This window comes from Nocardioides zhouii, from assembly GCF_004137345.1.
Taxonomy (GTDB): Bacteria; Actinomycetota; Actinomycetes; order Propionibacteriales; family Nocardioidaceae; genus Nocardioides; species Nocardioides zhouii.
Window position 1 is genome coordinate 145,087 of the sequence record NZ_SDWV01000004.1, and the last position, 25,819, is coordinate 170,905.

At 71.6% G+C, this 25,819-nt stretch carries 27 protein-coding genes; 9 read left to right on the forward strand and 18 right to left on the reverse strand.

The genetic code is table 11. The features are described from left to right. Window positions 1-38: 38 nt before the first annotated feature. Window positions 39-422, forward strand: coding sequence for a hypothetical protein (locus EUA94_RS05395; protein ID WP_129425467.1), 384 nt, complete (start codon window positions 39-41; stop codon window positions 420-422). 7 nt (window positions 423-429) lie between these two features. Next, window positions 430-1,746: a hypothetical protein gene (locus tag EUA94_RS05400; RefSeq protein ID WP_129425469.1), complete on the forward strand. Its 1,317-nt coding sequence runs from the start codon at window positions 430-432 to the stop codon at window positions 1,744-1,746. On the opposite strand, the gene EUA94_RS05405 is transcribed toward EUA94_RS05400, so the two are convergent. From EUA94_RS05405 to EUA94_RS05415, 3 genes are all read right to left on the reverse strand, one after another. After that, on the reverse strand, window positions 1,709-2,602 hold the full coding sequence (locus EUA94_RS05405; RefSeq protein WP_129425471.1) for a calcium-binding protein: 894 nt from the start codon (window positions 2,600-2,602) through the stop codon (window positions 1,709-1,711). The genes EUA94_RS05400 and EUA94_RS05405 overlap by 38 nt on opposite strands. Before the next feature lie 70 nt (window positions 2,603-2,672). Further along, window positions 2,673-3,920 (reverse strand): CpaE/TadZ family protein, encoded by a 1,248-nt coding sequence (locus EUA94_RS05410; RefSeq protein WP_129425473.1) that lies wholly within the window; start codon window positions 3,918-3,920, stop codon window positions 2,673-2,675. Window positions 3,921-3,923: 3 nt separating this feature from the next. Next, on the reverse strand, window positions 3,924-4,613 hold the full coding sequence (locus tag EUA94_RS05415) for an SAF domain-containing protein (protein WP_165356810.1): 690 nt from the start codon (window positions 4,611-4,613) through the stop codon (window positions 3,924-3,926). 100 nt (window positions 4,614-4,713) lie between these two features. Between EUA94_RS05415 and EUA94_RS05420 the strand changes: the two genes are divergently transcribed. Then, window positions 4,714-4,959, forward strand: a complete 246-nt coding sequence (locus EUA94_RS05420; RefSeq protein ID WP_129425477.1) for a helix-turn-helix domain-containing protein — start codon at window positions 4,714-4,716, stop codon at window positions 4,957-4,959. A 144-nt stretch (window positions 4,960-5,103) separates the two neighbouring features. Here EUA94_RS05420 and EUA94_RS05425 read toward each other — a convergent pair whose 3' ends face one another. The 3 genes from EUA94_RS05425 to sigE are packed head-to-tail and all read right to left on the reverse strand — an operon-like array spanning window position 5,104 to window position 7,717. Further along, the gene (locus EUA94_RS05425; RefSeq protein WP_129425479.1) at window positions 5,104-6,612 is read right to left on the reverse strand and encodes a S1C family serine protease; all 1,509 of its coding nucleotides are present in this window, start codon (window positions 6,610-6,612) and stop codon (window positions 5,104-5,106) included. Next, the gene (locus EUA94_RS05430) at window positions 6,609-7,130 is read right to left on the reverse strand and encodes an anti-sigma factor family protein (RefSeq protein WP_129425481.1); all 522 of its coding nucleotides are present in this window, start codon (window positions 7,128-7,130) and stop codon (window positions 6,609-6,611) included. The genes EUA94_RS05425 and EUA94_RS05430 overlap by 4 nt, the downstream gene beginning before the upstream one ends. After that, window positions 7,130-7,717, reverse strand: a complete 588-nt coding sequence (gene sigE, locus EUA94_RS05435) for an RNA polymerase sigma factor SigE (RefSeq protein ID WP_207210409.1) — start codon at window positions 7,715-7,717, stop codon at window positions 7,130-7,132. Before sigE ends, EUA94_RS05430 begins: the two co-directional genes overlap by 1 nt. A 209-nt stretch (window positions 7,718-7,926) precedes the next feature. Between sigE and EUA94_RS05440 the strand changes: the two genes are divergently transcribed. Further along, the gene (locus tag EUA94_RS05440) at window positions 7,927-8,586 is read left to right on the forward strand and encodes an O-methyltransferase (protein WP_242494687.1); all 660 of its coding nucleotides are present in this window, start codon (window positions 7,927-7,929) and stop codon (window positions 8,584-8,586) included. Window positions 8,587-8,598: 12 nt separating this feature from the next. Here the strand turns inward: EUA94_RS05440 and EUA94_RS05445 are convergent, their stop codons facing one another. From EUA94_RS05445 to EUA94_RS05455, 3 genes are read right to left on the reverse strand one after another with little or no spacing between them, the layout of a single operon-like run. After that, complete coding sequence (locus tag EUA94_RS05445) at window positions 8,599-8,937, reverse strand: hypothetical protein (RefSeq protein WP_129425484.1); 339 nt, start codon at window positions 8,935-8,937, stop codon at window positions 8,599-8,601. Continuing rightward, window positions 8,937-10,472, reverse strand: a complete 1,536-nt coding sequence (locus EUA94_RS05450) for a leucyl aminopeptidase family protein (RefSeq protein WP_129425486.1) — start codon at window positions 10,470-10,472, stop codon at window positions 8,937-8,939. Before EUA94_RS05450 ends, EUA94_RS05445 begins: the two co-directional genes overlap by 1 nt. Window positions 10,473-10,474: 2 nt before the next feature. Further along, window positions 10,475-10,642: a DUF3117 domain-containing protein gene (locus EUA94_RS05455; RefSeq protein WP_129425488.1), complete on the reverse strand. Its 168-nt coding sequence runs from the start codon at window positions 10,640-10,642 to the stop codon at window positions 10,475-10,477. Between the two features lie 184 nt (window positions 10,643-10,826). Between EUA94_RS05455 and EUA94_RS05460 the strand changes: the two genes are divergently transcribed. Then, window positions 10,827-11,657, forward strand: coding sequence for an enoyl-CoA hydratase/isomerase family protein (locus EUA94_RS05460; protein WP_129425490.1), 831 nt, complete (start codon window positions 10,827-10,829; stop codon window positions 11,655-11,657). A 62-nt stretch (window positions 11,658-11,719) separates the two neighbouring features. Here the strand turns inward: EUA94_RS05460 and EUA94_RS05465 are convergent, their stop codons facing one another. The 6 genes from EUA94_RS05465 to EUA94_RS05490 are packed head-to-tail and all read right to left on the reverse strand — an operon-like array spanning window position 11,720 to window position 15,809. Beyond that, window positions 11,720-12,487 (reverse strand): M14 family zinc carboxypeptidase, encoded by a 768-nt coding sequence (locus tag EUA94_RS05465; RefSeq protein ID WP_242494701.1) that lies wholly within the window; start codon window positions 12,485-12,487, stop codon window positions 11,720-11,722. Next, window positions 12,487-12,909, reverse strand: coding sequence for a hypothetical protein (locus tag EUA94_RS05470; RefSeq protein WP_129425494.1), 423 nt, complete (start codon window positions 12,907-12,909; stop codon window positions 12,487-12,489). Before EUA94_RS05470 ends, EUA94_RS05465 begins: the two co-directional genes overlap by 1 nt. Window positions 12,910-12,925: 16 nt before the next feature. Then, window positions 12,926-13,201 (reverse strand): DivIVA domain-containing protein, encoded by a 276-nt coding sequence (locus tag EUA94_RS05475; protein ID WP_242494688.1) that lies wholly within the window; start codon window positions 13,199-13,201, stop codon window positions 12,926-12,928. Window positions 13,202-13,205: 4 nt separating this feature from the next. After that, window positions 13,206-13,952, reverse strand: coding sequence for an LOG family protein (locus EUA94_RS05480; RefSeq protein WP_129425699.1), 747 nt, complete (start codon window positions 13,950-13,952; stop codon window positions 13,206-13,208). Between the two features lie 32 nt (window positions 13,953-13,984). Continuing rightward, on the reverse strand, window positions 13,985-15,040 hold the full coding sequence (dapE, locus tag EUA94_RS05485; RefSeq protein ID WP_422879884.1) for a succinyl-diaminopimelate desuccinylase: 1,056 nt from the start codon (window positions 15,038-15,040) through the stop codon (window positions 13,985-13,987). Window positions 15,041-15,053: 13 nt separating this feature from the next. Next, window positions 15,054-15,809 (reverse strand): TetR/AcrR family transcriptional regulator, encoded by a 756-nt coding sequence (locus EUA94_RS05490; protein ID WP_129425498.1) that lies wholly within the window; start codon window positions 15,807-15,809, stop codon window positions 15,054-15,056. A 91-nt stretch (window positions 15,810-15,900) separates the two neighbouring features. Between EUA94_RS05490 and EUA94_RS05495 the strand changes: the two genes are divergently transcribed. The 3 genes from EUA94_RS05495 (at window position 15,901) to EUA94_RS05505 (ending at window position 19,655) form a co-directional block, all read left to right on the forward strand. After that, window positions 15,901-16,890, forward strand: coding sequence for an ATP-binding cassette domain-containing protein (locus EUA94_RS05495; protein ID WP_129425500.1), 990 nt, complete (start codon window positions 15,901-15,903; stop codon window positions 16,888-16,890). Beyond that, a complete protein-coding gene (locus EUA94_RS05500; protein ID WP_129425501.1) occupies window positions 16,887-17,675 on the forward strand; it encodes an ABC transporter permease in 789 nt (262 codons plus the stop codon). The genes EUA94_RS05495 and EUA94_RS05500 overlap by 4 nt, the downstream gene beginning before the upstream one ends. 90 nt (window positions 17,676-17,765) lie before the next feature. After that, window positions 17,766-19,655 (forward strand): PKD domain-containing protein, encoded by a 1,890-nt coding sequence (locus EUA94_RS05505; protein WP_129425503.1) that lies wholly within the window; start codon window positions 17,766-17,768, stop codon window positions 19,653-19,655. Between the two features lie 24 nt (window positions 19,656-19,679). Here EUA94_RS05505 and ileS read toward each other — a convergent pair whose 3' ends face one another. Both ileS and EUA94_RS05515 read right to left on the reverse strand, forming a co-directional pair. Beyond that, the gene (gene ileS, locus EUA94_RS05510; protein WP_129425505.1) at window positions 19,680-22,889 is read right to left on the reverse strand and encodes an isoleucine--tRNA ligase; all 3,210 of its coding nucleotides are present in this window, start codon (window positions 22,887-22,889) and stop codon (window positions 19,680-19,682) included. 405 nt (window positions 22,890-23,294) lie between these two features. Next, window positions 23,295-24,332 carry a hypothetical protein gene (locus tag EUA94_RS05515; RefSeq protein WP_165356811.1) on the reverse strand — a complete coding sequence of 346 codons (1,038 nt, stop codon included), beginning with the start codon at window positions 24,330-24,332 and terminating at the stop codon, window positions 23,295-23,297. Window positions 24,333-24,518: 186 nt separating this feature from the next. On the opposite strand from EUA94_RS05515, the gene EUA94_RS05520 reads away from it, so the two are divergent. Further along, window positions 24,519-25,049, forward strand: coding sequence for a DinB family protein (locus tag EUA94_RS05520; protein WP_207210410.1), 531 nt, complete (start codon window positions 24,519-24,521; stop codon window positions 25,047-25,049). A gap of 21 nt (window positions 25,050-25,070) precedes the next feature. On the opposite strand, the gene EUA94_RS05525 is transcribed toward EUA94_RS05520, so the two are convergent. Next, complete coding sequence (locus tag EUA94_RS05525; protein WP_129425509.1) at window positions 25,071-25,772, reverse strand: hypothetical protein; 702 nt, start codon at window positions 25,770-25,772, stop codon at window positions 25,071-25,073. Window positions 25,773-25,819 lie beyond the last annotated feature (47 nt).

A 25,819-nucleotide genomic window follows, 5' to 3' on the forward strand; every position in this document is an offset into this window, starting at 1 on the left:
CGTCGGGGACGCTTGTCCCGCATGGGATTCTGACAGACATGCGCCTGTCCGCCGTTGCCGTACCCCTCGTCCTCGTGCTCGCCGCGAGCCTCACCGCCTGCGGGGGCAGTGACGACGCCGACCCGCCGGCCAGCTCCCAGGGCGCCACGGCGGACGGCGACGACGTCGCCATCACGGTGACGCGCGAGGGCGACGCGTTCACCCCCAACGGCGAGCGGGTCGAGCTCGCGGTCGACCAGACGCTCGTGCTCACCATCGACGCCGACGAGGCCGGCGAGCTCCACGTGCACAGCACGCCGGAGCAGGAGATCGAGTACGACGCCGGCACCTCGGAGCACGAGCTCACCATCGACCGGCCGGGCGTGGTCGAGGTCGAGAGCCACGAGCCCGACATCGTCCTGCTCCAGCTCGAAGTCCGCTGAGCACCGGGTGAGGATCTCCGCCCACGGCCTGGGCGGCGCCAAGGACCTGCCGATCCCCTCGGAGCTGGCGATCGCCGGCGCCGTGGCCGCACTCGTCATCTCCTTCACGGTGCTCGCCATCGCGTGGCGCGAGCCCCGCTACGACGTCGCGACCAGTGGGCGACCAGCCCCGATGTGGCTGGACCGCCTCGTGTCGTCGCGGGCTCTGGCCGTCACCGCGCGCGTGCTCGGCATGGCGTTCTTCCTCTACGTCGCCGCCGCCGCGGTGTTGGGCAAGGACAGCGCGGTCAACCCGTTCCTCGGCACCTTCTATGTCCTGCTCTGGGTCGGCCTGGTCCCCGCGTCGCTGCTGCTCGGCCCGTTCTTCAAGGCGGTGAGCCCGGCCCGGACGATCAGCATGCTCTTCGCCCGCGTCTCCGGCGTCCCCGAGGGCGAGGGACTGCGCGCCTACCCCGAGCGGCTCGGCTACTGGCCGGCCGCCCTGGGGCTCTTCACGTTCGTCTGGCTCGAGCTCGTCTACCCCAACGCCACCGACGTCGGACCGGTCCGGCTGTGGTGCGCCGCCTACCTCGGCATCATGCTCATCGGCTCCGCCGTGTGGGGTACGACGTTCCTCGCGCGCGCCGACCCGTTCGAGGTCTACTCCTCGCTGGTCGCCAAGCTCTCGATCTGGGGTCGGCGTGACGGACGCCTGGTCCTGCGCAGCCCGCTGGCCAACCTCGACACCTTCGTCGCCCGACCCGGCCTCGTCGCCGTGGTCGGTGTGCTGTTCGGCAGCACCGCCTTCGACTCGTTCCGCGAGTCGACCCCATGGCTCAAGCTCGTGCAGTCGATGTCCGGCTCACGCGTGCTGCCGGACACCCTCGCGCTCATCGGCTTCTCCGCGGGCGTCGCGATCGTCCTCACGATCGCGACGATGGCCACCGGGGTCACGAGCGGCACCCCGAGACGGGCCCTGCCGGACCTGTTCGCGCACTCCGTGGTGCCGATCATCGTGGGCTACATCGTCGCCCACTACCTGACCTACTTCGTGGAGTACGGCCAGCGCACGCTGCTCGACCTCAGCGACCCGTTCACCCGGGGCGACGACTACCTGGGCACGGCCGACCTGCAGATCAACTACTGGCTCTCGAACCACCCGACGTTCCTGGCGGTGACGAAGGTCGTCGCCGTGGCGCTCGGCCACGTGGTCGGCGTGGTTGCCGCCCACGACCGGGCCATCAGGCTCCTGCCGCGACGCCACCAGCTGACCGGTCAGCTCCCGCTGCTCGTGGCCATGGTGGGCTTCACCGTGGGAGGTCTGTACCTGCTGTTCGCAGCGTGACGGAACCCTCGAGCGGGATCGGGCCGTACGGCCAGTTGACGGGGAGATCGGTGACGACCTCGACGATCTCGCAGCTCCCGAAGGGGTCGACCACGTCGAGCGGGTCGCGCCAGCCCACGAAGATCACGCGGTCGGCGATCCCGTTCTCCTGCGTGCCGTCGTCGCAGCGGATCTTGTCGACGAAGCCGTCCGGGAAGACGTAGATGGTGTCGTTGCCCTGCTCGCTGAAGACCTTGTCCGCTCCGGGGCCGAGGAAGACGACGTCGTCGCCCTCGTCGCCCTTGATCAGCCAGTCGTGGCCTTCGCCGTCGATCAGCACGTCGTTGCCGGCGCCGCCCTGGATGGCACCGTCGTCGCCCGGGCCGGCATCGACCCAGTCGTTGCCGTCACCGCCGATGCTCTTGTCCGAGCCGTCGCCGCCGAGGAGGCGGTCGTCGCCGTCGTTGCCGCCGAGCAGGTCGTTGCCTGCCTCGCCGTACAGCACGTCGTTGCCGACGTTGGCGGCCAGGATGTCGTCGCCCTCGCCCCCGTACACCGTGTCGTCGCCCGAGCCGCCGTCGATCCGGTCGTTGCCCGTCCCGCCGGAGACCCAGTCGTTGCCCGGCTGCGCGGTGATCCAGTCGTGGCCGTCGTCTCCGTAGACCGTGTCGTCACCCGACCCCGCGTAGACCTTGTCGTCCCCGCCGAAGGCCTTCACGCTGTCGCGACCGCCCAGCGACATGATGTGGTCCGCGCGGCCCCGACCGTTGATGATGTCGTCGCCCGTCGTGCCACGCCCCTTCGCCGCGAGAGCGGGCGTCGCGGTCAGGGCAAGCACGGTCAGCGCGAGGACGCTGGCGCGGAGCGGTCGTATCACGGGGTTCTCCTCAAGATTCAAGGCCCAAAGTACGATGAATCTTGAGGAAAGTCCGAATTCCCGAGGTTTTTTACCTTCGGCGACGTATTCGCCGGCCGCCACGGTCGGATCTGACAGTGGCCGGGAAGAGCGCGTCGGCGAGCGCGGCCAGCCCGGAGACGAGCGCGGAGTCCCCGATCTCCGCCAGCGGGCGGCCGGAGACGAGCGCACGGTCGAGGGCGGACCGGTCCTCGGGGAGGAAGTGCAGGCCGGCGACGCGGCCGAAGCCCTCGACCATCCCGGCGATCTCCCGCTCCGACCACCCGATCGAGCCGCGCATGCGGTTGACCACGACGCGCACCGGTACTCCCCCGGCCCGGTCGCGGAGATCGACGAGCGCCCGCGCCAGTCGTGCGAGGCCGACCGGGTCCGCGGCGCCGACCACCACCACCTCGTCGGCGACGTCGAGCGCCGCCAGGGTCAGGGTGTTGCGGCCCGGCCGCCCGCCGAAGTCCGACCCGGCCTCGTCCTCGAGGCTGAAACCGGTGTCGACGACGACCTGGCCGAGGTCGCGGGCGCGCTCGAGGAGCTGGTCGACCTGGGCGGCGCGGACCTCGCGCCACCGGTCGGCACGCGGCAGCCCGGTCACCACGGCCAGGTGCTCACCGATGCCCCGGCACACCGATGCGAAGCGGTCGTCGAGCTGACCCGACGCGGCCAGCCGCGACGCGGAGAGCAGACCGGACACCTCGTCGAGGATGCCGAGCTGCTGGGCCACTGAGCCGCCGTACGGGTCGAGGTCGGCCAGCACGACGGTCACCTCCCGGCGCGCCACCTCCCAGGCCAGGTTGGTGGCGATCGTCGTACGTCCCGGCGCGCCGGCCGGGCCCCACACGACGACGACTCGGCCGGCGTCCTCCGGCGAGGGAGCCGCCGGCTCCTCACCCGCCTCGGGGCCCTCGGAGCCGCGGACGCGGGTGTCGCCCTCCTCGACGCTGGTCACCACCTCCGGCAGCGTCGCCAGGCCCCCGGCCCCCACGACCGACGTGATACCGAGACGCTGGGCGCGCTCGCGGACGTCGACGTCGTCGGCCCGGACGGCGGTCACGGCAACCGGGCGTACGGCGTGGCGACGCAGGTGCGCGACGCTCGCGGGGTCGAGCCCCGGGGCGTCGAGCGACACCACCGCCACGTCGGCCTGGCCGCTGGTGACCGACGCGAGCAGGTCGTCCACGTCGACGCAGCGCTTGAGCACCACGACCCCGGGATGCTCCTCGAGGTCGGCCAGCGCCGGCGACTCCCACGCCTCCCCCGCCGCCAGCAGCAGCACGCAGATCACGTGTCAGCCCCGGCCGACGACACGGACGCGATCGTCGCCGCTGGCTGCCAGCACCAGCCCGAGCGACTCCTCGTCGTCCTGCGGCACCGCGAGCACGAGCTGCCGCGAGGTCGCGGAGGCGAACGAGTCAGACACGACGGGAGCGTCGAGGATCAGCACGTCGTCGAGCACGAGCTCGGCCTCGGCCCGCGAGCCGCGGTCCTCGCCGATCACCCAGACGTCGACGCGGGACCCGCGGGCCAGGTCTGTCGGCACGTGCTCCGCGGCGACGGCGACCGAGACGCTGACGGTGTCGGCATCGGTCTCCTCCCCCAGCGCGCCGGCGGGTACGAGCTCGCCGGCCGTGAGTGCGCGGGTGAGCGTCAGGTCGGCCGGCAGCTCGTCGTCGACACCGAGGTAGCGCTGCTCGTCGGCACCGTCGTCGAAGCGGACCCGTGTCGCGCGCAGGTCGTCGGCGGTGAGGGTCTGACCGGCCGGCAGGTCGGCGGAGGCGGCCCAGACGGCGGTCATGTCGTCGGCGGTGGACAGCAGGCGTGCGCCCGCCACGACCGAGCCGGTCACCAGCACGATCCCGATCCACAGCCGCGGGTCGCGCCACCCGGCCGTGCCGGCGCGCGTGGCGGCAGGGACGTCGGGAGCCCGCGCGGGGCGAGCTGGGTTGCGAGAGAAGATCCGGGACGCGTTCCGAGACACAGGGGTCATCATTGCCCCCCAGGCCGAAGTTCACACCTGTCTCTCCACAGGCACGGCAGGGGCGGTCCGGCGGGGGCCCCTGCGGTGGCACGATGACCCCATGGCCGACGACCCCCGCTTCCTGACGCTCGCCGACGTCGCCGAGACGCTCAACACCTCGAGCGCGCAGGTCTACGCGCTCGTCCGTCGCGGCGACCTGGCCGCCATCAAGATCGGCGGACGCGGGCAGTGGCGGGTCGAGCGGGTGCAGCTCGAGGAGTTCATCCAGCGGATGTACGCGGAGACGAGGACCTTCGTCGACGAGCACCCCTTCGTCGAGTCCGAGGCCCCGACGCCGGAGCGGTGAGGTTCAGCCAACGCGCCGACCGGGCACTTCCTCGCGCTGAGACGCCCCGACCGGGCACTTCCTCGCGGTACGCAGCGCGAGGAACTGCCCGGTCAGCGGCCTGCAGCGCGAGGAACTGCCCGGTCAGCGTCAGAGGATGAGGGGCTAACCGACCTTGCCGTCGAGCTCGACCTCGACGACCTGCTCGTCGCCACCGCGGATCACGGACATCTCCACGGTGTCGCCGGGCAGGTGGGTGCGGATCGCCACGATGAGGGCGATCCCGTCGTTGACCGGCTTGTCGTCGACCGCGGTGATGATGTCGTCCTTCAGCAGCCCGGCCCGCTCGGCCGGGGTGTCGGGCATGACCTCGGTGATTGTGGCGCCCGCGGAGTCGGGCTCGCCGCCCGTACGCACCTGGGCGCCGATGACGGGGTACTCCGCCTTCCCGGTCCGCAGGATCTGGTCGACCGTGGTGATGACCTGCTCGATCGGGATGGCGAAGCCGACCCCGATGTTGCCGGCCTCGCCGGAAGAGCCGCCGTTGGTGGCGATCGCCGAGTTCACGCCGACCACCTCTCCGGCGAGGTTGACCAGCGGCCCACCGGAGTTGCCCGGGTTGATCGCGGCGTCGGTCTGCACGGCGTTGATGTAGGACGACTCGTCGTCGGACTCGCCCGAGGTGGTCACCGGGCGGTCGAGCGCGCTGACGATGCCCGAGGTGACGGTCTGGCTGAGTCCGAGCGGCGCACCGAAGGCGATGACCGGGTCGCCGACGCGGAGCACCTGCGACCTGCCCAGGGCGGCGGGCTCGAGACCCTCGCCGTCCTCCACGTCCAGCACCGCGAGGTCGTACACGGCACTGCGGCCCACCACGGTCGCCTCGTGGCGCTTGCCCTCGTGGTCGATGACGACGATCGGGCCGTCGTCCTCGGCGGCGGAGGCGACGACGTGGTTGTTGGTGACGATGTGACCCTCGCGGTCCAGCACGAAGCCGGAGCCCGTCGCCCCGGCGGCCTGGCCGTCGAACTCGGCGACGATCTGCACGGTGCTGGGCAGCAGCGCCTGCGCCACGGCCGGCACCGACCCGTTGTCGGCGTCGAGCGGGGCGGCCGACTGGGTGCGGACGCCGTCGAGGCCGTTGTCGACCGTGCCGCGCTGGGAGGCCAGCTCGTCCTGCAGGGCACCGCCGGCGAGACCGCCGAGCACACCGACCACCAGGGCGAGGGCAGCGATCGCGGGCCATGCCCACAGGGGGAAGGGGCGGGGGCGCTGCTGACGGGGGTAGCCGGCAGGCGGATAGGGACCGGGACCGAAGTACATCGACTCGCCCTGGCCGCCGGGACCACCCGGGCCACCGGGCGGCGCGAACGGGACCGTCGGCGCCGCCGGGGCGTACGGACCCTGCCCCTGCGGGGGTGCGGGCTGCTGCTGCTGCTGCTGCGGGGGCTGCTGCTGGCCGTACGTGCTGCCGTAGGGCGGCGGGCCGGCGGGTGCGATGTCCTCCGAGCCGGGACGACCGTAGGCGCGGCCGTCCGGCCAGCCGGCGAGGGGCTGCGTCGGCTCCTCGGGGGCCGGCGGCTCGGGCGCGGCCGAGGGGCCGGTCGACGCGTCGTACGACTGGTCGTGGGGCTGCTCGGGCGTCTGCCCGTCGGGCTTGTGCTCGTCGCTCACGGAGCAATCTTCTCCCGGATCGCCACGAGGCGCTCGGCCAGGGGCATCCGGGAGGGTGAGACGGGGCCGCGTGCAGTGCGGTCGTCGACCCCGTTGACGGGGGTCGCGGGACCGGCCGGACGGCTCAGGTCGGTGGCCGGCGGGCGCGGCTCGATCCGCGGTGTGCCGGCGGCACCGAGCACCAGCACGCCGACGACGCAGGCGCTCGCAGCGCCACCGCCGATCGCCACGAGGCTGCGGCGGGAGCGCTGTCCGGCGGTCGGGAACGCAGCCGCGGCGAGCGGGCTCGACGACGGGGCGAGGGCGGCACACCGGCCGACCAGCGCCGACTTGAAGTCGTGGGACGGCTCGGAGGCGCCGAGACCGAGCTGGGCCAGCTGGGTCTTGACCCAGCCCTCGTGCTCGACGAGGTCGCGGCAGGTGTGGCAGGCGTGGACGTGGTCCCAGCAGCGCTCCTCCTCCTCGGGGCCGAGGCGGCCGTCGACGAGGGCGCTGACGCGGGATCCGAGGTGGGTCATCACGACACCGCCCCTCGGTAGCGCTGGCCGACCGCGGCGGGCTCACGGTGGGCGAGCGCCTTGCGGAGCATGCCGCGGCCACGGTGGATGCGCGAGCGCACGGTGCCGAGCTTGGCGTCGAGGATCTCCGCGATCTCCTCGTAGCTCAGGCCCTCGACGTCGCACAGCACCACGGCGGCGCGGAAGTCGGGAGGCAGCGTGGCGAGCGCGGTCTCGATGTCGTCGTCGAAGGTCTGGTCGGCGAGCGCGAGCTCGGGCGCCGGCGCCGTGCTGGTCAGCCGGGCCGCGCGCTCGTCGGAGAGCGGGTCGAAGCGGATCCGCTGCTTGCGACGGGCACCGTCGAGGAAGAGGTTGGTGGTGATGCGGTGCAGCCAGCCCTCGAAGGTGCCGGGCGTGTAGGTGTCGAGCGAGCGGAAGACGCGGACGAAGACCTCCTGGGTCAGGTCCTCCGCGTCGGGCCGGTTGCCGGTGAGGCGGTAGGCCAGCCGGAAGACCCGGTCGGAGTGCTGCTCGACGACCTCGTCCCACGTCGGGACATCGCCTGCAACCTGGCCGGAGGCCGGGCTCGTGTCGACGTGCTCACCCACGGGTGACCCCTCGTTCTTCCTCGACCGCAGCTGCAACGGCTCTCTGTCCTTCCTGACGCTAGGCACCCCGCCTGAGAGTTGCCTGTGAACCTCATGCGCTCCGACCAAGAAACTGATCCGGCTCGCGGCGGCGTACTGCGTCCAACGAGCGAGGTGGCGCGTGTGTTCCCGCCCACAGCAGCGGCATCGTGCGCGATAGAGTCGCGCCCGTGCCGACGCCTACTTCGCCGATCAAGCCCGCGAGCTGGACCTACGCCGAGTCGTTCGTGGCCGAGGACGAGGTCCTCGCCGCCGCGCGCAGCCGTGCCGAGGAGGTCGGCGTGTCACCGGTGGGCTCCGGCGTGGGTGCCGCCCTGCGGTTCCTCGCCTCCGTCCTCGACGCCCGCGCGGTCGTCGAGATCGGCACCGGGACGGGCGTCTCCGGCCTGTGGCTGCTGCGCGGGATGCGCGCCGACGGCGTCCTGACGACCGTCGACATCGAGGCCGAGCACCAGCGGCTGGCCAAGGAGACCTTCGCCGAGGCCGGCATCCCGGCCAACCGGGCCCGCACGATCGCAGGGGCGGGGCTCGACGTGCTCCCCCGCCTCACCGACGGCCACTACGACCTGGTGTTCTGCGACGGCGACAAGCGGGAGTACGCCGCCTACCTCAAGGAGGCGCTGCGGCTGCTGCGTCCCGGCGGGATCGTGGCGTTCGACAACGCCCTGTGGCACGACCGCGTCGCCGACCCCGCGCAGCGCGACGAGGAGACCGTCACGATCCGCGACCTGGGTCGCGCGATCCTCGACCACGACTCCCTCGTGCCCGTGCTGCTGCCGGTCGGCGACGGCCTGCTGGCCGCGAAGAAGGAGTGGGCCCCCGAGGCCTGAGCCCGTCGTACGTCAGGCGCGAGGCGTCGCGGCGAAGCCGTCCCAGCCCTCGGCGACCGCGACGATGTCGCACGCCTCGACGAGGATCGGCGGCGAGCCGATCATCTGTGATCCCGGCGACTCCGCCGCACCCTCGGTGAAGGCCCGCTGGAACTCGTCGCGGGCCTCGCTGGTGGCGAAGACGTAGCTGCCCTCGAACCACTCGCCGCGCACCATCCGCCACGTCTTCCAGCGCAGCCCCGCCATGCCGGTGAAGCGCGCGTACGACGTCTCGGCGACGAAGGCCGCGAGTGCCTCCTCAGCACCCTCGGGCGCATCCGCCAGCGACCAGCGGATCGTGAGCCCGAGCATCAGGCGATGCCCTCGAGCGGGTCCTCCGTGCCGAGCCAGGCGAGCAGCAGGCGCGGGCCGTAGCCGCTGGGGCCTGCGGTCCACTCGTGGCGGTCGACCGGCGACTCCGCCGCGGAGGCGAAGTCCACGTGGAGCCACGGCACGTCGCCGACGAAGTGCTGGAGGAACAGGGCCGCGGTGATCGCGCCCGCGCCGCCGGCGGCGTTGTCGCCGTCGGCGATCTTGGAGGTCACCCTCTCCTCGTAGTCCTTGACCAGCGGCATCCGCCAGACGTTCTCGCCGGAGGCGACGGCGGCCGACTCGACCTGTGCGGCCAGCGCCTCGTGGTTGGCGAAGTAGCCGCCGGTCCATTGACCGAGCGCCACCTTCATCGCGCCGGTGAGGGTGGCGATGTCGACGATCGCGGCGGGCGCGATCTCCGAGACGGCGTACGCCATCGCGTCGGCCAGCACGAGACGCCCCTCGGCGTCGGTGTTGTTGACCTCCGAGGTGCGTCCGCCGAAGTGGGTGATGACGTCGCCGGGGCGCATCGCGGAGCCGCTGACCGAGTTCTCGGCGGCGGGCACCAGCCCGATCACGCGGACCGGGCAGTCGACGTCGCGGAGCGCAGCCATGGTGGCGATGACCGCGCCGCCGCCGCTCATGTCGCGCTTCATCGTCAGCATGCTCTCGCTGGGCTTGATGTCCAGGCCGCCGCTGTCGAAGGTGATGCCCTTGCCCACGAGCACCACGGTCGGCGTACGCCGTGAGGCGCCGGGCGGGGCGTAGTCCATGCGGATCAGCCGCGGGGGGTTCACCGAGCCGCCGCCGACGGCGAGGATGCCGCCGAAGCCCTCGGCCTCCAGTCGCGCGCCGTCCCACACGGTGACCTCGAGGCCGGCCGCCTCGCCCACCTCAACCGCCTGGTCGGCGAGCCACGCGGGCGTCTTGAGGTTGGCGGGGACGGTGGCGAGCGTGCGCGAGCGCCAGCCGGCGCCGCCGAGCGCGATGGCCCGGGCGAGCTCGCTGTCGGCGCCGTCGTCGCTCACGTCGGCGAGGACGATCCGCGCGACGGGGCGCTCCCGGGGGCCGGTGGAGCGCCAGTGGAAGGTGAACGAGGCCAGCATCGCGCCGACCACAAAGGCGCCGAGGCCCTCGTCGGGAGCGATGGCCGCCAACGTCGTCACGACGCTGGCGCGGTCCTTGGTCGCGCGGGCGACGGCAGCGCCGGCCCGGCGGAAGTCGGTGACCGAGCCGTCGCCGACACCGACGAGCAGCACGAGGCGTACGTCGTCGTCGCGGTCCACGCTGGCCACCGGGACCGTGGTCACCTCGCCGGCGCGTCCGGTGCCGCGTACGGCGTCCAGGGCCGCGAGCAGGTCAACACCGAGGGCCTCGGACGCCTCGTCAGCACCCGGACCCAGCAGCGGCCCGCCCTCGTCGGGGAGGACCGGGAAGGCCCAGACCTCGGCCCCGCCGATCTGGTGCGGCAGCGCGGGGCTGAGCGCGAACTGCGGAGGGGAGACCTGTGGTGGGAGCTGCGGGGTCGCGGCCACAATCAGCCGACGACGCCCTTGAGGGCGTCTCCGAGAGCTCGCGCCTCGTCGGCGTTGAGCTCGACCACCAGCCGGCCACCACCCTCGAGCGGGACGCGCATGACGATGCCGCGTCCTTCCTTGGTGACCTCGAGGGGTCCGTCGCCCGTGCGGGGCTTCATGGCGGCCATCGGCGCACCTCTTCCTGTTCAACCATCGCCTTGGCGATGGTGGCTCTCAACATGCGAATCGAGGCGGCTGAGTCATCCTTGGCCGCCCCGATAGGCGTCGTACGCTCCTATTATCCCCCATCCCGCACGTGATCGGCACCACAGGGCGCACGGACGCCCCTCAGCCGTCGGGCAGACTGCCCCCATGACGACCTCTGCGACCGCCCCGGCCTCCCCGAACTCGTCGCCCGCGCCCGTCCTCCTCGACGTGGTCGACGCGGTGGCCACGATCACGCTCAACCGCCCGGAGGCGATGAACGGCCTCGACATCGCGACCAAGGACCTCCTGCTCGAAACGGTGCACCAGGTCGCCGACGACCCGTCGGTCCGGTGCGTCGTCCTCACCGGCAGCGGGCGTGCGTTCTGCGTCGGCCAGGACCTCAAGGAGCACCTCGCCGGGCTGACCGGCGCGGCCGACGTGCCGCTGTCGGACACGGTCGAGAAGCACTACAACCCGATCATGCTGGCCCTCTCGACGATGCCGAAGCCGGTGATCGCCGCGGTCAACGGAGTCGCCGCCGGCGCCGGGGCGAGCCTCGCCTTCGCCGCCGACTTCCGGATCCTGGTCGACACGGCGGGCTACAACACGTCGTTCGCGGACGTCGCGCTGTCGTGCGACACCGGGTCGAGCTGGACGCTGCCGCGCCTGGTCGGGCGGGCCAAGGCGATGGAGCTGCTCTACTTCCCGCGCACGGTGTCCGCCCAGGAGGCGCTCGAGCTCGGCCTCGCCACGCAGGTGGTGTCCGAGGGCGAGCTCGCAGCTGCGGTCGGCGAGCTGTCGCGGCGGCTCGCCGACGGCCCCACCGTCGCCTTCGGGTCCATCCGCCAGGCGGTGGCGTACTCCGCCGCCCACCCGCTCGAGGAGTCCCTCGCCTTCGAGGCGGAGAAGATGGCGCTCACCGGCGGCACCGAGGACCACCTGGCCGCCGTCAATGCCTTCGTGGCCAAGGAGAAGCCGGTCTACCAGGGCCGCTGACCCGGGATAATCCGCATCAAAATTCTTGTCCCTGGGCCTTCGGGCAAGAACTGTGATGCGGACTATCCCGCCTCTCGACGGGCGCGGAGCACGTCGAGGAGCTGGCGCGGTGCCTGCACCGACATCCGGCGGCGGGCGGGACGGGCGCCGTACTCCACCGTCAGGGCGGAGCCGGCGAAGCGGTGGTTGAACCACATCGTCATGGTGCCGTGGCAGAGGCCGCCGCAGTCGAGTGACGTACGCGGCAGGCGGAGCGCGCGGGCCAGCCGTCGGGCGAAGCCGGCGTCCTTCGTGTCGGTGTCGACGCCGTGCAGCGGCTGGTGGAAGCTGATCACCCGACGCGGGTCGATCTCCTTCAGGAACGCCATCACGGCACGGGTCTCGGGCTCGCTGGCCGGACGCGGTCCGGACTCGTAGCTGCCGTCGAGATCGGCCCAGCGGTAGGGAAAGTTGCGGTTGAGGTCGACGCCGCGGGCGTTGCGGCGCGAGCCGCGCGCCAGCCCGTCGGGGTTGTACGTGGGGATCACCCACAGGTCGACGCCACTGATGGCGGGGCCGTCACGCAGGCTCTCCAGGATGCGGCGGGTGTGGGGCTCGTTGCCGTGCATCGTCGAGACGAGCACGATCGGCCGCTTGCCCGGCTCACCCAGGCGCCAGGCACGGATCGGGCGGCCGCGGACCGACGTACCGATCATGCGGACCTCGACCACCGCCGGCCGGTCGCCGGGATCAGCGGTGGCCGCGTGGCTGGCGTGGGCGACGACCGGCTGGGCCAGGAGCCCGACGACGAGCCCGGCGACGGTCGACAGCACCCCGAGCCTGCGGGGCATCACACCGCGGCGGTGAGGTAGGCGTAGGTGAAGACGAGGACGCCGACCACCATGCCGAGGTGGGCCAGCAGCGAGAGCCCCGGCCCGTCGCTCCAGCTGTCACCCGACGCCTCGGGGGCGTGCCGCCCCCTCGCGGGCAGCCAGCGCATCAGGATCAGCAGCCCGCAGACGGCCGTCAACCACCAGGCGGCGATGGCGAGGATGCCGACGAGCGGTCCGCCGAGCGGATTGTCCTCGGGCGCCACCAGCACGCCCAGCCAGAGCACCAGCGCCACGATCCCGGAGAAGAAGTGGACGAGGGGCACCCGACGGCTGATCGAGAACCGGCCCGCCGCGTCCTCCCCGCGCAGGCGCAGCCGGGTGAGCACGATCGCCACGGCGGCCAGTGCCGTGAGGATCCACACGACTATCGGGAAGGACATGTCGCAGGAGTCTGCCCTAGGCGGGGTCCGGGTCGCCAGACGAGCGCTCGTCGTCCTCCAGCTCGGTGGCCAGCCGGGCGAGCAGCGCGTCGACGTCGGACATCCGGTAACCGCGCACCGCGAGGGGGAAACGTACGGTCCGCAGGTCCTGCGCCACGAGGGGGCGGTCGTCGGGCAGCAGGACGTCGGGGCGGTCGTCGTACGCCGGCGCCATCGACCCGCCGCGACCGGACGCGACCACGGCGACCCCGCCCATGGCCAGCACGATCAGGACGGCGAAGAGCCACATCATCGGATCACTCCGGCCTCTCGGGGGTGGGCGTCGGCCAACGGTCCTCGCGCGCCGCGACCATGAGCGCGACCGCCTCGTCGACGTCGTCGGTCACGACCATCATGTCGAGGTCCTTGGCGTTGATCTTGCCCTCGTCGAGGACCGTCCCGCGCAGCCAGTCGAAGAGGCCCTGCCAGTAGTCGGTGCCGATCAGCACGATCGGGAACGAGGTCACCTTCTGCGTCTGTACGAGGGTCAGCGCCTCGAAGAGCTCGTCGAGCGTGCCGAGGCCGCCGGGGAGGACCACGAAGCCCTGGGAGTACTTGACGAACATCGTCTTGCGGGCGAAGAAGTAGCGGAAGTTGATGCCCTTGTCGACCCATTGGTTGAGCCCGGACTCGAAGGGCAGCTCGATGCCGAGGCCGACGCTGATGCCGCCGGCCTCGCACGCACCCTTGTTGGCGGCCTCCATCGCGCCGGGGCCGCCGCCGGTGATCACGGCGAAGCCGGCCTCGGTCAGCTTGCGGCCGGCCTCCTCCCCGATGGCGTAGAAGGGGTGGTCGGTCGGCGTACGGGCGGAGCCGAAGACGGCGATCGCCGGGCCGAGCTCGGCGAGTGCGCCGAAGCCCTCGACGAACTCCGACTGAATCCTCAACACGCGCCACGTGTCCGAGTGCAGCCAGTCAGTGGGGCCCCGGGAATCGAGGAGCCGCTGGTCCGTCGTGCTGCCTTCGTGCACCTGGCCGCGGCGCTCGATCTCGCGGCCCTTCATCCGGTCGTGGGTCCCGTCGTCGGTGTGGTCGCTCACGACAGCCACTCCTTGAGGATCCGCTCGCAGCGCTCGATGTGCTCGGTGGGGACGTGCTCGTCCTGCTTGTGCGCGAACATCGGGTCGCCGGGGCCGAAGTTGACGGCCGGGACGCCGAGCTTGGTGAACTGCGCGACGTCGGTCCAGCCGAACTTCGGGTTGATCTCGCCGCCGACCGCGTCGGCGAACGCCTTCGCGGCCGGGCGGTCGAGGCCGGGGAGAGCGCCGGCGGCCGTGTCGGTCACGGTGACGTCGTAGCCCTCGAAGAAGTCGCGGACGAACGCCTCCGCGTCGTCCTCGCTGCGGTCGGGGGCGAAGCGGAAGTTGACCTCGACCACGCACTCGTCGGGGATCACGTTGCCTGCGACTCCACCGCGTACGCCGGTTGCGTTGAGGCCCTCGTGGTAGGTCAGGCCGTCGATGACGGGCTGCCGGGCGGTGTACTCGTTGAGCCGCGCGAGCACCGGCGCGGCGAGGTGGATGGCGTTGACACCCTTCCAGCTCCGGGCGCTGTGGGACCGCTCGCCGGTGGTGCGTACGTCGACGCGCATGGTGCCCTGGCAGCCGGCCTCGACCGAGGCGTTGCTGGGCTCCATCAGGATCGCGAAGTCGGCCTGCACGAGGTCGGGGTCGCTGACCGTGAGCTTGCGCAGTCCGTTGTGGACCGAGTCGACCTCCTCGGCCTCGTAGAAGATGAACGTGAGGTCGCGGTTGGGCTCGGTGACGTCGGCGGCGAGCTTGAGCATCACCGCGTCGCCGCCCTTCATGTCGCAGCTGCCGAGGCCGTGGAGGATGCCGTCCTCGAGCCGCGAGGGCAGGTTGTCGTTGAGCGGCACCGTGTCGAGGTGGCCCGCGATCACGACGCGCTCGCCGCGCCCCAGGTCGGTGCGCGCGACCACGGTGTGGCCGCGCCGGGTGACCGTCAGGTGCGGCAGCGTGAGCAGTGCCGCCTCGACCGCGTCGGCGATCTCCTGCTCGTCGTGGGAGACGGACTCGATGTCGACGAGCTGCTGGGTGAGGGTGACGACGTCGGCGGTCAGGTCGAGATCCATGCTCGCCATCTTGTCAGCGACCCCGCTCCGCGATGTGGGCGACCAGTCCGTCGATGATCCGGGCGAGCCCGAACTCCAGCTCGCGCCGCTGGTCGCTGGCGGCCTGGTAGGCCTCCCCCGCGGCCGTGCCGACGCGACCGGCGAGCGGGTAGTCGTGCCCCGCCATCACCTCGCCCAGGGCCTCGTAGTTGGCCTCCCACCAGACCGCGTCGCTCATCCCGGTCTCGCGCTCGGCGTGGCGTACGGCCTGCTCGGCGCGCGCGACACCGGTCCCGAAGGTGGCAAGGAGGGTGACCGTCTGGTCCATCTCGATGTCGTCGAGGCCGAGGCCCTCCACCGCGCCGAGCTGCCACTCGTAGCGGTCGGCCATGTGCGGCCCCAGCCAGGCTCGTACGCCGGTCACGTCCAGGAGCCACGGGTGGGCGCGGCAGTCGTCGTACTGCACCCGGACAACGAGGGCGAGCCGCTCGCGCAGGTCGTCGGGGTGCGCCGGCAGCGCGGTGCGGCCCAGCACCTGGTCGACCATCAGCACGACGAGGTCGTTGCGGGTCGCGACGTAGGTGTAGAGAGTCATCGCCCCGAGGTTCAGGCGTTGCGCGAGGCCGCGCATCGACAGCGCGGCCAGTCCCTCAGCGTCGGCGATGTCGATCGCTGCGTCGACGACGTCGTCGACGCTCACCTTCTGCTTCGGCCCCCTGCGCGGTGCGCCGTCAGCGCTGGGCGCGTTGTGCCGCCACAGCAGCGGAAGCACGGGATCGGGGTCGGGCATGGGGCCACCCTAACGACATCGTACGGCGTACGGAATATGTGCTACTCTCCGCGCGTTCAACTCCGTACGTCGTACGATTATTGGAGGAAAGATGACCCTCGCCCCACCCCTCAAGGCCCGCGGACTGCGCAAGCGCTACGGCGGCACGTACGCCCTCGACGGCTTCGACCTCACCGTCTCCGCCGGGTCGGTGCATGCCCTGCTCGGCCCCAACGGTGCCGGCAAGAGCACCGCCGTCCATACCCTCGCGACGCTGACCCGGATCGACGAGGGCGAAGCGCGGGTCGCCGGGTTCGACGTCGCCACCCAGCATGCACAGGTGCGCGCGTCCATCGGCCTGGTCGGACAGTCCGCCGCGCTCGATGAGATCCTGCACGGGCGCGAGAACCTGGTGATGTTCGGCCGGCTGCACGGGCTCACCACGTCCGCGGCGCGTAGCCGGGCCGCGGAGCTGCTGGAGGCGCTGGACCTCGTCGACGCGGCCGACCGCAAGGTCTCGACGTACTCCGGCGGCATGCGACGGCGCCTCGACATCGCTGCCGGGCTCATCACCCGTCCGGCGGTGCTCTTCCTCGACGAGCCGACGACGGGCCTCGACCCGCGCGGCCGCGCCGACGTGTGGGACGCCGTACGCCGCGTGGTGGCCCTGGGTACGACGGTGCTGCTGACGACGCAGTACCTCGACGAGGCCGACCGGCTCGCCGACCGGATCACCGTGATGACGGCCGGACGGGTCGTTGCCGAGGGAAGTCCGGCCGAGCTGAAGGCCACGCTCGGTGGGGACCGGGTGCTGGTCGGCCTGCCGACCGCGGCTGTCGCGGTCGCGGCGAGGGACGCCGTGGCCACCGCGGTCCCTGTCGACGTACGCCTCGACGAGGAGCGCGCCGAGATCGTCGTCGAGGCCGGGGCGGCGGGCGGCACCGCCGCCCTGCTCGCCGTCGTCCGCGCCCTCGACGCGGCCGGGATCACGCCCACCCAGGTCCAGCTCCGCGAGCCCACGCTCGACGAGGTGTTCCTGCACCTCACCGACCGCCCCACCACCTCAGACCGCACCGCCACCGCCGACGGAGGCCACCGATGAACGCGACCAGCGCCCTGCGACAGAGCTGGATCATCATGCTCCGCGACCTGAAGCACTGGCAGCGCGAGCCCTGGACGCCACTGTTCGGGATCGCCTTCACGATCATGCTGGTGCTCGTCTTCGGCTACCTCTTCGGCGGCTCGATCGAGCTGCCCGGTGGTGGCGACTACCTGTCGTACCTGATGCCCGGGATGTTCGCCCTCGCCATGATGTTCGGCCTCGAGGGGACGATGACGGCCATCGCCAACGACTCCAAGAAGGGCGTGACACACCGCTTCCGCTCGCTGCCGATCAGCAGCGTCGCGGTGCCGCTCGGCCGTGCCGGGGCTGACCTCGCCAACTCGGCCGTCGAGCTGGTCGTGCTGATGGCGGGCGGTCTGCTCATCGGCTGGCGCGCCGGCGGGTCGTGGTCGGAGAGCCTGCTCGCGGTGGGCCTCCTGCTCTGGCTCCGCTTCGCCCTGCTGTGGCTGGGGATCTTCCTCGGCCTGGTCCTGCGTGGCGAGGGCGGCGTGATGGCGGTGCAGATCCTGGTCTGGCCGATCGGCTTCCTGTCGAGCGTCTTCGTCTCACCCCAGGACATGCCGGCCTGGCTGGGGTTCCTGGCGCAGTGGAACCCCGTCTCGGCGACGGCCGCGGCCTGCCGCGAGCTGTTCGGCAACCCGGCCGGGGTCACCGACGGGGTCCTGGCCGAGCACGCCGTGGCGGTCGCGCTCGTCTGGCCTCTCGTGCTGGCCGCAGTGTTCGTCCCGCTCTCGGCGCGCGCCTTCCGGCGGCTGTCGGCCTGAGGCCGTACGGCCGCGGTCTGGACCGGGCTTGTGGAGTGGCCGACGCACCGCACCAAATGGCATCCATCCCAACTCCACACGGGGGCATCCATGGTCCGGCAGAACCGTCTCGTCGCAGCTCTCACGTCGCTCGCGTTCGCCTCGACGATCCTCGTCGCCGCACCAGCTCAGGCCGCGCTCACGTGGCAGCCGGTGACGGACCTGTCGGCGACGGGGTTCACCTCCGGTCGCGTCCAGGTCGCCGTCAACGCAGCCGGCACGTCGGTGACGATCTGGGCCTTCTACGACGGCACCCACTACGTCGTCGAGACCGCCACCCGGCCGGCGGGCGGCACCTGGTCGAACGCCGTACTGCCTCGCCCCGACACCCTCGGCACGGACTTCTACGCCGAGGCCCCGCAGATCGCCCTGGACGAGGGGGGCAACGCCACCGCCGTCTGGCTGGGCTCGCCCGGCCTCCAGTCCGCCACCCGAAGCGCGGGCGGCGCCTGGACGACACCGACGACCGTCGCGGCGATCCAGCCGTACAACCCGAGGCTCGCAGTGGACCGGGCCGGCAACGTGACCGCCATCTGGGCGCGCCAGGAGGGCGGCACCACCAATCGCGTCATCCAGACCGCGACCCGTCCCGCCGGAGGCACGTGGTCCGCGCCCGTCGACCTGACGGCCACCAACCGGAGCTCCGACCTCCCACAGGTCGCCCTCGACCCGGCGGGCAACGCCACGGCCGTCTGGGCGGGCTCCAACGGCACCCACACGATCATCCAGTCCTCCACCCGTCCCGTCGGAGGGAGCTGGGCGCCACCGATCGACCTCTCCGTTCCTGGTGCGAATGCGGCCAACCCGCAGGTTGCGATCGACGCGGCCGGCAACGCCGCCGCCCTCTGGACCCGACCGGAAGGTGGGTCCTTCCTCCAGAACGCGACCCGTCCGGCAGGTGGCACCTGGTCGGCAGCCAGCTACATCACCACCACCGGTCCTCTGGTCAGCGAGCCACGGATCGCCTTCGACGCAGCCGGCACCCTCACCGCGATCTGGCGCGGATCCGACTCGGTGACCTCCATCCTCCAGTCCGCCACGCGCAGCCCGGCGGGCACCTGGTCGCCGTCCGTGAACGTCTCCTCGACGGGTCAGGGCGCGAGCGGGCAGCGGCTCGTCGTCGACCCCTCCGGCAACGCCACTGCGGTCTGGATCACGAACGAAGCCTCCGACGACCTGGTGACGTTCGCGACCCGCTCCACCGGTGGCGGTTGGTCGGCCCCTGCCGCTCTCTCCGCTGCCGGCGGGGACGCGTTCGGGCCCGAGATCGCGCCCGACCCCTTCGGGAACGCCGTCGCGGTGTGGGTCCGGGGCGCCGGCTCGGACCAGATCGCCCAGGCGCGCGGGCTGGACGGTGCCGGCCCACTCATCACGGCCTTCACGGCACCGAGTAGCGGCGTCGCGGGCACCTCCCTCGCCTACGGTGTGGCCGGCATCGACGTGTGGTCCACGCTCTCCGCCATCAGCTGGGACTTCGGGGACGGAGCCACCGCGACCGGTGCGTCGACCAGCCACTCCTTCACCCGAGCTGGGACCTATCCGGTCACTGTCAGGCTGACGGACGCGGTCGGCAACGTCACGACGAGGAGGACCGACGTCGTCGTCAGTGCCGCACCGACGACGCCGACGATCCCTCCGAAGATCAAGGTCTTCAAGCTCAAGCCCGCCACGATCCGCGCATCGGGATCCACGAGCCGGACGCCGGCAAGGACGAAGGTCACGATTGTCCTGACGGACGCCGCCACGGTGCGCCTGGTCTTCGCGGGCAAGACGAAGGCCAAACTGGTGAAGTCCCTCAGGGCGGGCAAGAACACCTTCAAGCTCAGCGCGAAGATCGGCAAGGTCAAGCTCAAGCCGGGCACGTACAAGGTTCGCGCCGTCGCCACCAACGCCGGTGGCCGCAGCGCCGGGATGCGCGTACGGCTCACGGTCGTCCGCTGATCCGCCGAGGTGGCGACGGCCGGGTCAGGCCTTCGCCACCTCGACAGTGACCTCGGCCGCGTCGTCGTACGCCACGCTGCTGGCGAGCGTCTCCGCGGCGATCAGCGCCTCGTGTGTCCGTGCCGCGTCAAGGGTCTCGGCGGGTGCGGACACGGTGAGCGAGATCCGGTCGGAGACGGCGAGGCCGGCGTCCTTGCGGGCCTGCTGGACCGCGCGGACGAGGTCGCGGGCGGTGCCCTCGGCGGCCAGCTCCGGCGTGACGTCCGTGTCGAGCACGACGAAGCCGCCGCGCGGAAGCACGCCGACCGCGGTGCCGGTGTCGGTGGCACCTGCCACCGTGTCGAGGGTGAACTCGCCGTCCTCCAGCCGCAGCCCGCCTGACGTCACGATGCCGTCATCGGCCACCGACCAGTCGCCGGTCTTGGAGCCCTTGATCGCGAGCTGGACGTCCTTGCCGAGCCGCGGTCCGGCGGCGCGGGCGTTGACGGTGAGCCGCTGCTCGACGCCGTACGCCGCAGCCTCGGGCGTGTCGAGGTCGAGGAGGCGCACCTCCTTGAGGTTCAGCTCGTCGGCGACCAGGCCGTCGAAGCCGCCGAGGAGCGCCGCGTCGGGCACGACGACCGTCAGCGACTGCAGCGGCAGGCGGTTGCGGAGGTTTGCGGCCTTGCGCAGCGCGGAGCCGGCCGAGCAGACGTCACGGACGGCGTCCATCGACGCAGCCAGCGCCTCGTCGCCGGGCAGGTCGTCGGCGGCCGGCCAGTCGGTGAGGTGCACGGAGCGCTCACCGGTGAGGCCGCGCCAGACCTCCTCGGTCGTCAGCGGCATCAGCGGCGCGGTCACGCGGCAGACGACCTCGAGCACCGTGTAGAGCGTGTCGAAGGCGTCGGCGTCCTCGTCCCAGAAGCGCTCGCGGGAGCGCCGGATGTACCAGTTGGTCAGCACGTCGAGGAAGCCGCGCGTCGAGTCGCACGCCGCCGCCACCTCGTAGTTGTCGAGCTGGTCGGTCATTGCGGCGACGTAGTCGCGCAGCTTGGCCAGGATGTAGCGGTCCATCGGGTGCGCGCTGTCGGTGCGCCAGGTGGCGTCGTGGCCCGCGCCGTCGCCCGCTGCGTTGGCGTACAGGCTGAAGAACGACCAGCTGTTCCAGAGCGGGATCAGCACCTGCCGCACGGAGTCGCGGATGCCCTGCTCGGTGACGACGAGGTTGCCGCCGCGCAGGATCGGGCTCGACATCAGGAACCAGCGCATCGCGTCGGCGCCGTCGCGGTCGAAGACCTCGCGGACGTCGGGGTAGTTGCGCAGGCTCTTCGACATCTTCTGGCCGTCGTTGCCCAGGACGATGCCGTGGCTCAGGCAGGTCGAGAACGCGGGGCGGTCGAAGATCGCGCCGGCCAGGACGTGCATCGTGTAGAACCAGCCGCGGGTCTGGCCGATGTACTCGACGATGAAGTCGCCCGGGAAGTGGTTGTCGAACCAGTCCTTGTTCTCGAACGGGTAGTGCACCTGGGCGAAGCTCATCGAGCCCGAGTCGAACCAGACGTCGAGGACGTCGGTGACGCGCCTCATCGTGCTGATGCCGGTGGGGTCGTCGGGGTTGGGGCGCGTGAGGTCGTCGACGAACGGGCGGTGGAGGTCGGGGGTGCCGTCCTTGTCGACCGGCAGCCGGCCGAAGTCGCGCTCGATGTCCTCGAACGAGCCGTAGACGTCCACGCGCGGGTAGTGCTCGTCGTCGGACTTCCACACCGGCACCGGGCTACCCCAGAAGCGGTTGCGGGTGATCGACCAGTCGCGGGCGTTCTCCAGCCACTTGCCGAACTGGCCGTCCTTGATGTGGTCCGGCACCCAGCGGATGTCCTGGTTGAGCGCGATGAGCCGCTCCTTGACCTTGGTCACCTCGACGAACCACGACGAGACGCCCTTGTAGATCAGGGGCTGCCGGCAACGCCAGCAGTGCGGGTAGGAGTGGTCGTACGTCTCGCGGCGCACCAGCACGGTGCCGGGCGTGACGCTTCCCGTCTCGCCTACTCCCGAGGTGGCGGCCTTGAGGTGGTCGATGATCTGGAGGTTGGCGTCGAAGACCTGCAGGCCCTCGTAGTCGGCGACCGGGAACGTGAAGCGACCGTCCTTGCCGACCGGCATCACCGCCTCGATGCCCTCGCGGTCGGTGACGACCTTGTCGTCCTCACCGAAGGCGCCCGCGGTGTGCACCAGACCGGTGCCGTCCGTGGTCGTCACGAACTCGGCGGGCACGAGGCGGAAGGCGCGCTCGTGGCCGGCGTAGTAGGAGAACGGCGGCGCGTACTCGAGCCCGACGAGGTCGGCGCCGAGCCCGCGCCACGTGACCTGCGGGTCGTCGCCGAGCTCACGGGCGTACGACGACAGGCGTGCCTCGGCGATCAGGTAGCGCTCGGTCGTGCCGGTGGGCTTGTCGGACTCGACGACCACGTAGTCGATGTCCTCGCCGACCATGACCGCGAGGTTGGACGGCAGGGTCCACGGCGTCGTCGTCCAGACGAGGACCTTGACGCCCGTGAGCTCTCCCTCGGTGGTGACGTCGTAGCCGACGGTGACCGCCGGGTCCTGGCGCATCTGGTAGACGTCGTCGTCCATCCGCAGCTCGTGGTTGGAGAGCGGCGTCTCGTCCTGCCAGCAGTAGGGCAGCACCCGGAAGCCCTCGTACACGAGGCCCTTCTCGTGCAGCTGCTTGAAGGCCCACATGACCGACTCCATGAACTCCGGGTTCATGGTGCGGTAGTCGTTGTCGAAGTCGACCCAGCGCGCCTGGCGGGTGACGTAGTCGCGCCACTCGCCGGTGTACTTCAGCACGCTCTGGCGGCACGCCTCGTTGAACTTCTCGATGCCGAGCTCGACGATCTCGTCGGTGGTCTTGATGCCGTTGAGGCGCATCGCCTCAAGCTCGGCGGGCAGGCCGTGGGTGTCCCAGCCGAAGCGCCGCTCGACGCGGCGCCCGCGCATCGTCTGGTAGCGCGGGATGAGGTCCTTGACGTAGCCGGTGAGCAGGTGGCCGTAGTGCGGCAGGCCGTTGGCGAACGGCGGGCCGTCGTAGAAGACGAACTCGTTGCCGCCGTCGGCACCGGCCTCGCGCTGCTCGACGCTCGCACGGAAGGTGTCGTCGGACTCCCAGTAGGCGAGCACGGCCTCCTCGATCGCCGGGAACTTCGGGCTGCTGGCGACAGTGGTCTGGGCGGTGTGGCTGACCTTGGGATAGGTCATCGCGGGGCTCCTGCGTGGCGTCGGTGTCTCGGACTGGCCACGAGGACGACGGATGCCGCGGTACCACCTCGCTTGCTCCCCCGACTGCTGGGAACCGCTCGTTGCCGGCTGTGTCGGGCCGCACCCGCCGGGTTCTACTGGGGCCGCGGCCGGATCGCCGTACCCGTTCTTCCCGAGGCTCACCGCTGATGACGGCTCAGACGCCTGCCGTGATCGTACGGCGCGGGTGCGCGGCCCCGCCAATCGGTTTGCCGCGGGCGTGTCCCCACCGTCGGGGTAGTCCAGTGAGTTCTGGCTGCTCCGTGCGGGTAGTCCAGTGAGGGATGGTCGCCACAGGGCCAGAAGACAGCCATCCCTCACTGGACTACCCCAGCAGCAGTACGGCCGCCCCCTGGCCGGTCGCACTCAGGCAGCTCGGCGATAGCGGAGATAACGCTCGCGCTCCCAGCTGGCCAGGGCGCGGCGCTGGGCGACGGTCTCGGTCGGCGTCCACCACGCCGGCGTCTCGACGGTCCACTCACGCGGAGCTTGCCGGGCCCGGGCCCGGCGAACGGCCGCCACCAGGCGCCGCGTGAAGTCCGGCAGGTCGTTCCAGTCCGTGGCGAGCATGCTGACGGGTTCGAGGCCCACGTCGCGGTAGGCCGCCTCCTTCTTGATGTCGGCCGCGGCGCCGACGAGGTTGAGGTGGGACTCACCGTGGTAGAGCCCGACCACGCCGATGCCCGGATCGATGAGGTCAGGCGTGCCGACGTGGTGGCCGTCGAGGGTGAACACCGGGATGTTGCACCGCGGCCTCGGAAGCCCAGCCCGCCGGGTCCAGACGCCTCGCATGCGGGTTTCCCGCGGCGACCACGAGTTCTCCTCCGCCTCCAGAAGGGCGTCACGTGCCTGTTGGATACCGGTCACCGGCCCCAGCGCAGAGACGTACGCCGCGACCTCGTCGATGCCGACCAGGTCGGAGTAGCACGCCATGTCGACCGCCTCTATGGCCGCACCCAGACCTTCGGCGTACCTCATCTCGAAGGTGACCGACCGCACCGCCATGGTGATCTGAAGGCCGTCGACGAGCCGAATCTGCTCCGGGTGCAAGAACTCCTGGCTGACCTCGAAGCCCGGTTGGGCCCTGACGTTCCTCCGAGCGACGACCGTCACCGGGCGGTGGCGGGTGCCGTCGAAGGTCCCGTCGAACCATGTGCCGCCCTCCCACGCGAGCGCCGCCCAGCCGGTGACCGCCTCGTCGTCCTTCAGCACGACCGCAGCCTCGACGGCGCGCTGCTGTGGTGTCGGCACGACGTGCGAGGGGACGACCAGGCCGCACCCCGTCGTACGCCATCGGGGTCCCCGCGCCTGACCGCGCGTGGGACCGTCAATGCCCGCCGCATCGACCCGGACCGGGGCGACCAGTCCGGGGCGACGTGCGTGGAAGGGCGATGGCGTGAACACGGAGGGAGGGTCCCCCGTCCGCGGACGTCGTACCGGTCGTCCACAGGGCAGTTCTGACGCCGGGATAGTCCAGTGAGGGATGGCTGCCTCAAGGGCCGTCCGACAGCCAATTGTCACTGGACTACCGGGCGGCGACAGCCAGAAGTCACTGGACTACGCCGCCACAGGACCGGTTGGGTGGCCCCCATGAACTTCAACGGCATGTGGCTGCCCCAGGACGAGGAACCGCGGAGGCAGGAGGGGCCTACGCGCGGGGAGCGGGAGTGCCTGGTGGGCTACCTCGAGCACTACCGCGGGACGCTGGCGCTCAAGTGCGACGGGTTGGACGCCGCGCAGCTCGCGACGAGGGCCGTGCCGCCGTCGAACATCTCGCTGCTCGGGCTCGTACGCCACATGGCGCGGGTCGAGCAGAGCTGGTTCCGCCGGGTGATCGAGGACCGGATGGACATCCCGCGGCTGTTCCAGGACGACGACGGCGGCTTCGACCTGCCCGACGCCGACGACGAGCTCGTGCGTGCCAGCCACGCGCTCTGGCAGGACGAGATCGCGTACGCCCGCGAGGTCCTCGACCGCACCGACCTCGACGCGGTCGTCGACGTGCACGGGGAGCCGACCGAGGTGCGCGACATCATCGTGCACATGATCGAGGAGTACGCCCGCCACTGCGGCCACGCCGACCTCGTACGGGAGTGCGTCGACGGGCGCACCGGGCAGTAGCCCGACAGTTCCTATCCGGACCTAGATGGTGGCGGTGACCACGAACCGGTGCGTGGCACGGCACCCGCCGGGGCCGGACCACGTGAAGGTGCCGACGCCGCGGGTCGGGGTGACGAACTCCAGCTCCAGGACCGAGGTCGAGCCGTCCGGTCCGGTCGCGGTGCCGTAGACCTCGTTGTTGCGCGGGACGGGGATCGTCGGGAACGTGAGATCGGCGGAGCCGCAGGTGGTGCGCGTGGCGACCCGGAAGACCTGGATCACCCCCGAGAGCTGCAGGAACTTCACTCCGTCGCCGGCCCAGCCGGTCGACCGCGGAGGTGCCGGCGCCGGTCGGGACGCGAGCTTCACCGACGTACGCGCCAACGACGTGCCGAGCTCGGTCGCGTCGAGCTTGAGGGTCGCCGTCGCGCTGCGCAGCTTGGCCCAGACGTGGCCGACGACGCTGTCCTGGGCGCCCAGTGGGCCGATGTCGAGGCGGCGGAAGCGCACTCCGTCGCCACTCCCCACGACCGTGACGTCCACGGCCGGGATCGTCGACGTGTTGGTGACGGTCACCGGCAGGCGGGTCCAGACGCCCTTCACCAGCTTGTCCGAGCGGGGCGCGCTGATCGTCAGCACCACTCCGTCGGTGACCTGGCCGCTCGCGATGCCCGGCACGACGGCCACGACGGCGAGGGCAGCGGCGAGCACGATGCTGCCCACGATCGACAGGTGGCGGCTCATGGGCGCAGTGTCGCACCGGGCGGGCGCGCATGTGGGCGGAATGGTCC